12 protein-coding genes, 5 tRNA genes and 1 riboswitch are annotated in these 11,403 nt (G+C 65.9%); of the genes, 3 read left to right on the top strand and 14 right to left on the bottom strand.

Translation table 11 applies throughout. From position 1 onward, the window contains the following. Positions 1-53 precede the first annotated feature (53 nt). Positions 54-1,316, bottom strand: a complete 1,263-nt coding sequence (gene murA / locus JIM95_RS11260) for a UDP-N-acetylglucosamine 1-carboxyvinyltransferase (RefSeq protein ID WP_200257335.1) — start codon at positions 1,314-1,316, stop codon at positions 54-56. Positions 1,317-1,406: 90 nt separating this feature from the next. On the opposite strand from murA, the gene JIM95_RS11255 reads away from it, so the two are divergent. Next, positions 1,407-1,991 (top strand): cob(I)yrinic acid a,c-diamide adenosyltransferase, encoded by a 585-nt coding sequence (locus JIM95_RS11255; protein ID WP_200257329.1) that lies wholly within the window; start codon positions 1,407-1,409, stop codon positions 1,989-1,991. A 52-nt stretch (positions 1,992-2,043) separates the two neighbouring features. On the opposite strand, the gene ramA is transcribed toward JIM95_RS11255, so the two are convergent. The 5 genes from ramA to JIM95_RS11230 form a co-directional block, all read right to left on the bottom strand. Beyond that, the gene (ramA, locus tag JIM95_RS11250; RefSeq protein WP_198739425.1) at positions 2,044-2,883 is read right to left on the bottom strand and encodes an acetate metabolism transcriptional regulator RamA; all 840 of its coding nucleotides are present in this window, start codon (positions 2,881-2,883) and stop codon (positions 2,044-2,046) included. Positions 2,884-3,425: 542 nt separating this feature from the next. Further along, positions 3,426-4,223 carry an energy-coupling factor ABC transporter ATP-binding protein gene (locus JIM95_RS11245; RefSeq protein ID WP_200257327.1) on the bottom strand — a complete coding sequence of 266 codons (798 nt, stop codon included), beginning with the start codon at positions 4,221-4,223 and terminating at the stop codon, positions 3,426-3,428. A gap of 60 nt (positions 4,224-4,283) precedes the next feature. Continuing rightward, positions 4,284-5,012, bottom strand: a complete 729-nt coding sequence (gene cbiQ, locus JIM95_RS11240; RefSeq protein WP_200257325.1) for a cobalt ECF transporter T component CbiQ — start codon at positions 5,010-5,012, stop codon at positions 4,284-4,286. A 20-nt stretch (positions 5,013-5,032) separates the two neighbouring features. Next, complete coding sequence (locus tag JIM95_RS11235; RefSeq protein WP_200257323.1) at positions 5,033-5,422, bottom strand: energy-coupling factor ABC transporter substrate-binding protein; 390 nt, start codon at positions 5,420-5,422, stop codon at positions 5,033-5,035. A 79-nt stretch (positions 5,423-5,501) separates the two neighbouring features. After that, positions 5,502-6,197, bottom strand: a complete 696-nt coding sequence (locus JIM95_RS11230) for an energy-coupling factor ABC transporter permease (protein ID WP_200257321.1) — start codon at positions 6,195-6,197, stop codon at positions 5,502-5,504. A 49-nt stretch (positions 6,198-6,246) separates the two neighbouring features. Further along, positions 6,247-6,501, bottom strand: a riboswitch (cobalamin riboswitch). A 246-nt stretch (positions 6,502-6,747) separates the two neighbouring features. Between JIM95_RS11230 and cysK the strand changes: the two genes are divergently transcribed. Both cysK and epsC read left to right on the top strand, forming a co-directional pair. Next, positions 6,748-7,683 carry a cysteine synthase A gene (gene cysK, locus JIM95_RS11225; protein ID WP_200257319.1) on the top strand — a complete coding sequence of 312 codons (936 nt, stop codon included), beginning with the start codon at positions 6,748-6,750 and terminating at the stop codon, positions 7,681-7,683. A 116-nt stretch (positions 7,684-7,799) separates the two neighbouring features. Then, entirely contained in the window at positions 7,800-8,387 is a 588-nt protein-coding gene (gene epsC, locus JIM95_RS11220) for a serine O-acetyltransferase EpsC (RefSeq protein WP_200257317.1), read from the top strand. Between the two features lie 69 nt (positions 8,388-8,456). On the opposite strand, the gene JIM95_RS11215 is transcribed toward epsC, so the two are convergent. The 8 genes from JIM95_RS11215 to JIM95_RS11180 all read right to left on the bottom strand — a co-directional run bounded on the left by JIM95_RS11215 (position 8,457) and on the right by JIM95_RS11180 (position 10,911). After that, positions 8,457-8,771, bottom strand: a complete 315-nt coding sequence (locus tag JIM95_RS11215) for a GNAT family N-acetyltransferase (RefSeq protein ID WP_200257315.1) — start codon at positions 8,769-8,771, stop codon at positions 8,457-8,459. Beyond that, positions 8,764-9,030, bottom strand: a complete 267-nt coding sequence (locus JIM95_RS11210) for a lipocalin family protein (RefSeq protein ID WP_200257313.1) — start codon at positions 9,028-9,030, stop codon at positions 8,764-8,766. Before JIM95_RS11210 ends, JIM95_RS11215 begins: the two co-directional genes overlap by 8 nt. A gap of 284 nt (positions 9,031-9,314) precedes the next feature. After that, the gene (locus JIM95_RS11205; protein ID WP_200257311.1) at positions 9,315-9,464 is read right to left on the bottom strand and encodes a hypothetical protein; all 150 of its coding nucleotides are present in this window, start codon (positions 9,462-9,464) and stop codon (positions 9,315-9,317) included. Positions 9,465-9,555: 91 nt separating this feature from the next. After that, positions 9,556-9,628: transfer RNA gene (locus JIM95_RS11200), tRNA-Phe, on the bottom strand. Positions 9,629-9,652: 24 nt separating this feature from the next. Next, a tRNA-Asp gene (locus tag JIM95_RS11195) sits at positions 9,653-9,726 on the bottom strand. 218 nt (positions 9,727-9,944) lie between these two features. After that, positions 9,945-10,018 (bottom strand) — tRNA-Asp (locus JIM95_RS11190). 35 nt (positions 10,019-10,053) lie between these two features. After that, a tRNA-Glu gene (locus JIM95_RS11185) sits at positions 10,054-10,129 on the bottom strand. 709 nt (positions 10,130-10,838) lie between these two features. After that, positions 10,839-10,911, bottom strand: a tRNA-Lys gene (locus JIM95_RS11180). Positions 10,912-11,403: the final 492 nt, after the last annotated feature.

Genomic DNA, 11,403 nt, shown 5'->3' with positions numbered 1-11,403 from the left:
CATTGAGGGTTTACGGATATTCAACCGATGGTTACCGACACTCCCGGACATCCTCACGAGGATTCCGGAACCCTCCGGACATCCGCGCCGAGTGCGTTGAGTGACTCGACGAAGTTCGGGTAGCCGCGGTCGATGTGGAAGACCTCCCGGATCTCGCTCTCCCCCTCGGCGCACAGGGCCGCGAGGACCAGGGCCGCTCCCGCGCGGATGTCGCTCGACCACACGGTGGTGGACGAGAGTTGCGGAACCCCGCGGACCGCTACGTGGTGCCCGTCGACGGATGCCGTCGCCCCGAGGCGCAGCATCTCCCCGACGAACTTGAATCGGGACTCGAAGACGTTCTCGGTGATCATCGACATTCCGTCGGCGATGGCGGCCATGCCGATGGCCATGGGCTGCAGGTCCGTCGGAAAACCGGGGAACGGCAGCGTCTGGTAGTCGACCGCGGTGGGCCGCCTGTCCATCCGTACCCGGAACCCGTTCTCGTACGTCTCGACGTCCGCACCGGCCAGCTTCAGCTTCGCCAGCGGGAGGTGGAGCAACTGGGGTGAGATACCGCCGACGGTGATGTCCCCCTGCGTCATCGCGGCGGCGTACGCCCAGGTTCCCGCGACGATCCGGTCCGCGACGACGGTGTGCTCCGTGGGTTGCAGCTTGTCGACGCCGGTGATGGTGAGTGTGTTCGTCCCCGCGCCCTCGATCCGGGCACCCATCTTGTTGAGGAGGTTGCACAGATCGACGATCTCCGGTTCACGCGCCGCGTTGTCCAGGACGGTGACGCCCTCCGCGAGTACGGCCGCAGTGAGAATGTTCTCCGTGGCCCCCACCGAGGGAAAGTCGAAGGCGACGGTCGCGCCCTTGAGCTTCCGGGCACTCGTCACCAGGCAGCCGTGACGGATCTCGGTGACCGCCCCCAGCCGTTCGAGGCCGCTCTGGTGCATGTCGAGGGGGCGGGATCCGATTGCGTCTCCACCGGGTAGGGCCACCACCGCCTTCCCGCAGCGGGCGGTGAGGGGTCCGAGCACGCACACGGAAGCGCGGAACTGCCGGACGGCGTCGAAGTCGGCACTGCTGCGGAGTTCGGCGGGCGTCGTGATCCGGACATCGGACCCGTTGATCTCCACCTCGCAGCCGAGCCCCCGCAGAACGTCACCCATGAGGGGTACGTCGAGGATCTCCGGGCAGTTCCGGAGGAGGGTCGTCCCCTCCGCGAGCAGAGCCGCGGCCATGAGTTTCAGCACGCTGTTCTTCGCGCCCGTCACCTTCACGGAACCCGAAAGTCGTGCGCCGCCTGTCACCAAGAATCGTTCCTTCACAGTGCCCCAGCCTAGTGGTTGGCCCGTCCTCATGTGCGCGGGCCGCTCCCCCGCCCCTCACGCACCGGGTTTTTTGTCTAGCGTGGGGACATGGCCGTACACCTCACGAAGATCTACACCCGCACCGGAGACGACGGCACGACCGCGTTGTCCAACTTCGAGCGGGTCCCGAAGAATGACGCACGTCTGATCGCCTACGCCGAGTGCGACGAGGCGAACTGCGCGATCGGTCAGGTCCTGGCGCTCGGTGACCCGCCGGAGGAGATCGTCGGGGTCCTGCGCCGGATACAGAACGAACTCTTCGACGCCGGGGCGGATCTCGCCACCCCGATCGAGGAGTCTCCGAAGTACCCGCCGCTGCGAGTCGCCCAGTCCTACATCGACGGGCTCGAGTGCGACTGCGACAGGTTCAACGCCGATCTCCCGTCCCTCAACTCATTCATCCTCCCCGGAGGAACGCCGGCCGCAGCACTGCTGCACACCGCGCGCGTCATCGCCCGCCGGGCCGAGCGGGCAGCCTGGGTGGCGGTGGAGAAGCACCCGGACACGACGTCGGTTCTTCCCGCGCGCTACCTGAACCGTCTGTCCGACCTCCTGTTCATCCTGGGCAGGGTCGCCAACAACGGCGACGACGTGCCGTGGGTACCGGGCTCCGGGCGACACGACGGGCGGTAGAACGCGGCTGACCCCGGACGCGGTGCATCCGGGGTCAGGGGGACAAGGGGGATCAGGGCAGTGCGCCGATCCGACGTGCCGCGTTGACGGCCTCGTAGCGGGTGTGCGCGCCGAGCTTGCGCATGACGCTGCGCAGGTAGGACTTCACGGTCTCCGCACCGATACCCATCTCCTCCGCAGCCTCGACGTTGGTGTGCCCGAGCGCCACGCAGGCGAGTACGTCGAGTTCCCGCGCGGACAGCTTGGTCGTCTGCTTGACCCGGACCGGAGTGACCATCTGGTCGCACAGCTCCTCCAGCTCGAGCCGGAGGGACTCGTCCTCGACCCGGTTGGCGAGCATCCGGAGCTTCGAATGGGTGGACCGGATCTGTTCCCACTCCGCACCATTCATGATGCGGCCGGACTTCGCTCCGGCGCGCCCTCCCTCGCTCCGGCGCACGGCGCAGTTGATGGCCAGCTCCTGCTCGAGGGTCCGGGCGGTCATGGTGACCTCCTCGATGACCTTGTCCCCGAGACGCACCGGTGAGTGCACGCCGACGTAGAGGACACCCCGGATCTCACGGTGCACGATGACGGGAACAGCGACGAGGGAGAAGAGCCCCTCATCCTGGATGACGTTGTCGTACTCGTGGGAGATGACGTTCGCACGGGTGTAGTCACTGACGCCGACCGGGCGCCTGGTGGTGACGACCCTGCCGCCGACGCCGCAACCGTGATCGATGACGAGGTTCTGGAGTGCCGGGGTCCTGAGCCCAACCCAGGCGCTGATCTGGAGCCTGTTGTCCGGCAGTACCGTCGCGAACATCGTCACCGGGATTCCGGTGGCCGTTCTCAACGACGAGAGCGCGGTGCGGATCGCTTCTTCGTCGTCTTTCGTACGTTGTGAGTCCACATGTACCTCCTGCGCATCCACCCGGTCAGGTGCCCCCGTCGGGCGAGCCAACATCTTTCCAAGGTGCAGTATAACCACTCCCCAGGGGGTGATGAGCCCGTCAATATCGGTAATTTTTCCCAAAATCAGGAAAACGGGCGTCCGGCTAAGGGGTGATGTGGTCTATTCCCGGCCCCCTCCCGATACCCCTGGCGTCCGGCGGCCGTGAACACAGTCCGCACAGCGCGGGGGAATGCTCCCCAATGACCGGAAATGCACCCCAAACAACCGCGGACCAACCCCGGTGGAGGACGCCGTTTACACCGCTCAGCTGGGCAGCAGACCCGCTGCCGAAAGTGGTTCGAAAATATTTTCGCAGGAGGGGAAAAATGGCGTTTCCCCCCTCCACAGGAGGGGTCGACGCCCCGACCCGTCGAAACTGATGCCCCCCACAAATCACCCCCGTTTCCGTCCCGGTTCAGACATTGAACGTAAGTAACATCACGTTTCTGATGACATTTTCCGCTCTCCCCTGTGCCCCCACCTCGGGGGTAGCCACCAATTCAGGGCAGTTCCTGTGGGGCACTGACCCTCCGCCCCAGGGCACGACTCACCAGCGGCGCCCAGGGTAGCCCGAGGCGGGCCCGTTCCATCAGATCCCTGTCCGTGAGAATCTCATCGACGCCGCCACCGGCCAGCCGCCCGTCGGTCAGCACCACCGCGGTGTCGGCGAAGGCGTAGGCGAGGTCGACGTCATGGGTGGACAGCACCACCGCCGTGCCCTTCGCGTTCAGTTCTTCGAGGGTCCGGAGGAGCTGCCGACCGCCCGCCGGGTCGAGGCCCGCGGTCGGTTCGTCGAGGAGGAGGACCGCCGGATCCATGGCGAGGGCGCCTGCGAGCGCCACCCGCTTCCGCTGCCCGTAGGACAACTGGTGGGGAACGCGGTCTGCCAGATCCGCCACCTCGGCCGCCGTCATGGCTGCATCGACCCGCCGGGTCACCTCATCCCGGTCGAGCCCCATGTTGACCGGACCATAAGCGACGTCGGCGGAAACGGACGTCGCGAAGATCTGGTCGTCGGGTTCCTGGAGCACGAGCTGCACCCGTCGGCGGACGCGATCCCTCCCCGCACGGTTGTAGTGCACTGGCTCGCCGTCGAGACGCAGTTCCCCGCGATCGGGTTTCCATGCCGCGGCGAGCAGCCGGAAGAGGGTGGACTTGCCGGAACCGTTGGCGCCGAGCACCGCGATCCTGGCGCCGGTGTCGATTCTCAGATCCACGGACCTCAACACGGGAAGCTCCGGGCCGTGGGAGAAATCCACGTCGACTAGTTCAACGAGTGGTGTTGCTGGGTGTGACACGGGTCCTCCATAGATGGGACGGTGCGTGGGCGGGATCGGCAGGTGGTGAGGAGATCCGGTTCACCGGAAGATGAGTCCGATCGCGGCGACAGCCGCCAGAAGCGCGACGCTTCCGATGATCACCGGCCACCGGACGGGTCTGCTGGCGTGGAGGGTGGAGATCTCCGAGATGTCGGCGCGGAGCTCCATCCCCTCCTGGAGCGCACGGGCACGGGAGAAGGAGAGCACGAAGAGGCTCGCGGCCTGGCCCGCGACCGAGTGGATCCAGCGCCTGCGGCTACTGTGCCCGAGGCGTGCCGCCTGCGCCTCCCACATCGTCCTCGCGGTGGTGATGAGCGTGCCCGTCATGCGGTAGGTCAGCATCGTGATGTGGACGAGCGGCGCGGGCACCCCGACCGAACGGAACCACACCAGCTGCTCGGACATGGGGGTGGTCAGGGCGAAGAGCATGGTCGCCGACATACCGACAACCGTGCGGGCGAGAACCGTCGCGGCATCGACCAGTCCGCCGTCGATCCAGCGCAGGCCCGACGTCGACACCGAGAACACCAGCGGCCCGAGGCCCAGCAGTATGAACGTGGCGGGCGCCAGGATCAGTCCGGCGTACAGCCGGGGCGGCACCTTGGCGGATACCGCGAGCAGAATCAGCACCGCGGCGATGATGGGCAGTGCCGGCAGCGGGGGGAGGGAGATGGCCAGTACGAGAAGTCCCAGGATGAGCAGGACCTTCTCCCCCACGTTGACACGGGCCCACGGAGAGTTCGCCGCGGCGACCTCCAGAGCGTTCATGACGTTAGCTCCGACGCGATTCAGGCATCAGTGCCGGGCTTGGGCCCCGCTGCTGCCGTCGTGCCGGTTGCCCCGGACTCCCGCGCCCCGCGCTCCTCGGCACGGGTACGGCCCCGGTAGTTGCCGATCGCGAAGCCGAGCACACCGGCGCCGAGTGCGGCCTGGAAGGCGAAGAGGCCGGACTCGACCTCACCCGGCAGCTCGCCGATGAGCGGGCTCGCCCACGGCTCGTAGTCGGGGTCCTGCTCGGCGACGATTTCCTCGGCGGCACCGTCCGAGCCGCCGAACTGCTCCTCGGCGTCGGGGTCACCGAGGTTGTAGAACATCGGGAATACCGCGATCGCCGCGGCGAGAACGATCAGGGCAATGGTGACGGCGAGTCCGCCGCCCTTGTTGTTTGTGTTGGACATGGTGGGGTTCTCCTCAGGCGTGTTCTTCATGGTTGTGTTCTTCACCGGCGTGGAGCCGGCCGACTACGGACAGCTCAGGTCAGCTCACGGTGGCGGGCTCGCGGGTGTCCGTGTTCCGGATCCGGGAGAACACGCCGAGGACGTCGAGTTCCTTGGTCGCGATGACCCGCAGGCTGCGGAAGATCAGGACGGTGACGATGCCCTCGACGATCGCCAGAGGGATCTGCGTGGTCGCGAACAGCCCGAGGAAGGTGAGAACGGAATTGACGAATCCACCGGCGTGGTGGGCGAGCGCCAGCTGAACGGAGGTGACCATGTAGGTCGAGAGGTCGGCGAAGAACGCCGCGAAGAAGATCGAGATGTCCGCACCCGCGCCGGCACGGCGGAGCAGAACCCACACCCCGTATCCGACCCAGGGGCCGACGATCGCCATGGAGAAGATGTTGGCGCCGAGGGTGCTGATGCCGCCGTGGGCGAGGAGCAGTGCCTGGAAGAGCAGGACGATGCCGCCCATGAATGCCATCACCGGGGGCTTGAACAACACGGCGCCGAGGCCGGTACCCGTCGGGTGGGAGCTCGAGCCGGTGACGGACGGGATCTTGATGGCCGAGAGAACGAAGGTGAACGCTCCGGCAGCCGCGAGGAGAAGCCCGGTTTCGGGTGCCTTGGCGAGCTGCTTCTTCACCGCCCATCCACCGTGGACGACGAACGGGGCTGCAGCCGCGGTCCAGGCGAGAGCCTGGCCGGCAGGTAGAAAGCCTTCTGCGATGTGCATGACTGTACTTCTCTTTCTGGGACGGGTCCGACACCTCGCGGACCGACTGGTCAACTCACGGTCGCAGCCGGTCTCCTGGCTTTGACGGTCGTCAACGGGAACCGGATACCTCGGTTCTCCTACGAAACCTCGACACCGCGCCTTCCCACCCTGAACCCCGGAGGATCCCGTACAGGCAGTGGCGTGCTGCGGCGTGAAGCCCCTGGCGGCGGACAGATCCACCATCGGCGACAGTCATACAGTGGCGAGGGCCGCTGCCGGATTCCCACCGGCATTCCCGATCACTGCGACGTGTGGAACGGTAACACGTGCGCAGGCCGAATGAACCCCGAAGCTGGAAACACCTACCCTCATTCAGGGTCCCGTATCCGCTGGTGAAAACAGTTTCCCCATCTGACGTCACCGAATCCGCACCAGCGGGCGCACATAGCACGAAATAGACCACACTGTCTATATTGCGGTCTATTTATGGTGTAGCGTGACAGCCAAAGGCCGTGCCCGCGGCAGCCAACAAACTGATGAACCGGAAAATCCTCTAAGGAGAACCCTCATGGCGAACATCCACGACAACATCACCGACACCATCGGAAACACGCCCCTGGTGCGGCTGAACCGGATGACCGAGAACCTGGACGCAGAGATTCTGGTCAAGCTCGAGTCATTCAACCCCGCGAACAGCGTGAAGGACCGGATCGGATTGGCCATCATCGATGCCGCCGAGGCCGACGGTTCCCTGAAACCCGGTGGCACGATCGTGGAAGCGACCTCGGGGAACACCGGTATCGCACTGACCATGGTCGCTGCGGCCCGCGGCTACCACGTCATCCTGACCATGCCGGAGACCATGTCGATGGAGCGTCGGGTCATGCTCCGCGCCTACGGCGCCGAGATCGTCCTCACCCCGGGTGCGGCCGGCATGCAGGGGGCCGTCGACAAAGCCAACGAGATCGTCGCGGAGAACGAGGGCGCGATCCTAGCGCGGCAGTTCGCGAACCCCGCCAATCCGGAGATCCACCGCTCCACCACCGCGGAGGAGATCTGGAACGACACCGACGGAAAGGTCGACATCTTCGTCACCGGAGTCGGCACCGGCGGCACGGTGAGCGGCGTGGGGGCGGTGCTGAAGGACCGCAGGTCGGACGTGGAGATCTACGCCGTCGAGCCCGCCGAATCCGCGCTGCTGTCCACCGGCAAGGCGGGTCCCCACAAGATCCAGGGGCTCGGCGCGAACTTCGTCCCCGAGGTCCTCGACCGCCGGATCCTCGACGATGTGCTCACCGTGAGCAACGCGGACGCGATCGCGACCGCCCGTGAGCTCGCCCGGAGCGAGGGCATCCTCGGCGGCATCTCGACGGGGGCCAACGTGCGTGCCGCGCTCGACCTGGCCGCCCGTCCGGAGAACGCCGGCAAGACCATCGTCACCACCGTCTGCGACTACGGCGAGCGCTACGTCTCCACCGTCCTCTTCGACGACATCCGGAACTGATCCCGCCGAGGAACATCGCGTGGTCGGGTGCGCACAGCGCCAACCCGGTCCGCCGGTTCCGGTCGCCCGACGTCCGGGCAAAAGGCGGCCCTGCTGCGCTGATAGGATTGGCTCCCATGTACCGGCTGCTGACGATGATCAGAGAAGACCTGGCGAACGCGCGTGAGCATGACCCCGCGGCCCGGGGCGATGTCGAGAACGCCATCGTCTACTCGGGGCTGCACGCCATCTGGTCGCACCGCGTCGCCCACGCCCTGTGGACGCGGGGCCTGCGCAGTCCCGCGCGGATCCTCGCCCAGATCACCCGTTTCCTCACCGGTGTCGAGATCCATCCGGGCGCCACCATCGGCCGCAGGTTCTTCATCGACCACGGCATGGGTATCGTCATAGGCGAGACCGCCGAGATCGGCGACGGCGTCATGCTCTACCACGGGGTGACGCTCGGCGGTCAGGTCCTCACCCAGACGAAACGGCACCCGACCCTCGAGGACAACGTGACCGTCGGTGCCGGCGCGAAGGTGCTCGGACCGATCACCATCGGATGCGGAAGTGCGATCGGAGCCAACGCAGTGGTGACCAAGGACGTGCCGGCCAATCACATCGCGGTCGGTATTCCGGCGGTCAACCGACCACGCAAGACCAGTGAGTGCAAGAAGCTCGTCGACCCAGATCGCTACGTCGACAAGGAACCTCCGCTGTTCTGACCGGACCACGACAACAGGAAAACGCCCCCACGCTCACGCGTGCGGGGCGTTTTCCTTCGAGAATCGCCGCTACACCGGTCCGGCCAGCCCGTCGGCGTACTCCCGGTTCTTCCCGATGAAGTGCTCCACCGCGGAACAGGTCGCGCGGTAGGTCAGGTTCGCCTCGAGCGAATCGTCGAGTGCGAACCGGATCAGGGGCCCGCTCAACCCGCGCCCCCGGAAAGCGGGGTCGACGACGGTGTGGTTGAAGTCCCGCACAGCGGGGCCGTCATTCTCCGGAGCCTCCACGGTGTAGGCGGCGTACCCCGCCTCGGAGCCGTCAACGGTGATGACGTAGCGGTGGTTCTGCGCATCGTGGAACACACGGGTGCCGGTCTCAGCCATCGGTGTCGCCCCTTCTGTCGGAGGTGTGACCCCGCCGGCACCGATGGACCCAGAGAGCGCACAGCGGGTGGCCCGCTCGTCCGCCGGTCGCCGGCGAGGTGATGAACGTGCACGAATTGTAACCCCTCGCGGCGACGATGTCGCGCACCTCGGACCACTCACCGGGAGTGAGGGACAGTTTGCGGGAGAGCACGAACCCGACGGTCCGCCCGGGATTCCCGACGAGCACGGTGGCGCCGTCGGCGGACATCCACGTCATCCGTCAGTTGGTCGGGCCGTCGGGGTTCTCGGACGGCGCACCGTTGAATCAGACGCGGAGCGAAGTCTGCGTCGCCGGATCGGCACCCCTGACCCCCGCCCTTCGATGCCGGAGGGGTCCGCTGAACCAGTGTCGGTGCACGAGTTCACCACCCGGACCGTGTACGGACCTGTGATGGTGTACTCAACGGTGGTGTCGTGGGCGCGCTGCAGCCTGAAAATGTGCGGGGCCAACACGATCTTGTGCCGGGTGCCCTGATGCGCCTCCGGGTCAAGGTACGGGAGCTACGGCAGTTCCCCACCGCTCGACACCGTCGTGGTGGGGAGTGACGACCCGGCGGGTGTGCCGTGGAACCTCGCCGGGGGCGCCGTGGCGTCGACCGTCGGCGCCACGGCAGGAGCGGCCGGCTGTGCCGCGGCCCCGCGGATGTTCATGCCCCCCTTTGTGCAGCGAGGTGCAGCAGATTGGCGCCACAGTGCACGGGGACAGACAAAAACGCCCCCGGGAAACCCGGGGGCGTCATTGTGGCCAGAGCCAGGATCGAACTGGCGACCTTCCACTTTTCAGGCGGACGCTCTACCGACTGAGCTATCTGGCCAAAGAACATCCGTAGACGTTCTCGCGACCCTGACGGGACTCGAACCCGCGACCTCCGCCGTGACAGGGCGGCGCGCTAACCAACTGCGCCACAGGGCCTTGATTGTGCACGTGGGGGTTACCCGTTGCACGAGAGGAAACTTTACACAGCGGCGCGATTTTCGACAAATCCACAGCACAGGCGGCACTTATGACCTCCACCAGACTCTTCCCGCCAGACTCCCGGCACTTCGCCATTCCTTCGGGGACAGGCACCCCGGGGAGATCCATCGAAACAGCGAGAAACCCCGGTAGCCCTAGAACTACCGGGGTTTCTGCGACCCTGACGGGACTCGAACCCGCGACCTCCGCCGTGACAGGGCGGCGCGCTAACCAACTGCGCCACAGGGCCTCAATTTTCTCGCACTTCTCCACTGGGTGGAAAAGTGGTACTCCCAACGGGATTCGAACCCGTGTCGCCGCCGTGAAAGGGCGGTGTCCTAGGCCCCTAGACGATGGGAGCTCGCAACTGGACAGCAGTGATGCTCACTGCTCTCAGCGGCTTGTTCAGAATATACTTGGGAAATGGCTGTGGCACAAAACCGCAGTTCAAAGATGCTGGTCAAACGTCCCGTCACTTTACCGGCATTCGCTCATCAGAGACTCTGGCACGGTGGAATACAGAGCTTCCGTGACCCCGCGCGGTCATGTGCACCCCATCCGCCCCCATGCCTCCCTGCGCCCGACACCCACGCATGTGCGTGTGCACCGCCATCGCCCACGCGCCCGCACGCGGACGAATCACGGAAAGTGGACCGGAACGCTCATCTCCACAGGATCAGGAGCGTAACAAAACAGGAGCCGACCCGGTATCGGCAGTGTCGATCTGACGTACGGTTGCTGTCCGGAAAGCTGTGCGGCACCTCAGTCACCGATGGGAGAGCCTGTGGCTGACCTTCGTCCTTTTCCCGGGATGCCCTCCGGGGCAGGACTTGGAGTGGCGGAACGTCCGATCCGGTGAAAGGGAGGTCCGGGAGCGCTCCGCTGCTGGAGCCGTTTTCCGAGTACCGGCGCCGGTCACCTGTTCCCGGAAACAGGACTCGTTGAGCCTGTCACATACCCTGATCGCCGCTCGGCACCGCGTTGAGGACATCGATCCAGGGTTCCGGTGGGCACACGGACTGAAAAAGCCACGCCACCCGACTTCGTGTCGTGGTGGCGTGGCGATGCGGTGGGCCCTGTGGGGCTCGAACCCACGACCTGCGGATTAAAAGTCCGTAGCTCTACCAACTGAGCTAAAGGCCCGCGATTGATTTCTCCCAGGGACGATCCGCTCTCCACGAGTCTCCACGAGTGAGGGCTTGTTCGTCCCTGAGCCTCAATCAAGTATAGCGACAACGCGTCACCATCCGAAATCAGAGTTCGCCCCACCGGCGACCGCTTCCGGGCCCGGTCCGTGGTCTCCGACATGTTGACGCCCACTGTCACCGTTCGTTCGACAGAGCTGATTCGCCGATACGGAAATCCACGACTGCCCGGGGCCCGGAATCCCAGTGGCCTTCCCTGTCCACCGTGGCCGGCGGTCCGGAGGTACACACCCGACGATCCACTGTCCGGGTATGCGGAACTCACGGCAGCGTCTCTCGTTGTCCGGGGTTTCCGACGGGATTCGGTTCCCGGTGGGTGCCCATCCGGACTGCCGTGCCCGGGATCGGGGTGTCTGGCCCCGGGATTCAACTCAATCGTCATTCGGGGATTGGTGTCGACGGTGGGGACTACGGGCGGTTCTCCTGTTCA

This window comes from Corynebacterium antarcticum (assembly GCF_016595285.2).
GTDB classification, from domain to species: domain Bacteria; phylum Actinomycetota; class Actinomycetes; order Mycobacteriales; family Mycobacteriaceae; genus Corynebacterium; species Corynebacterium antarcticum.
Note: the sequence above shows the minus strand (reverse complement) of the source record. Positions and strands in the feature narration are given on the sequence as shown.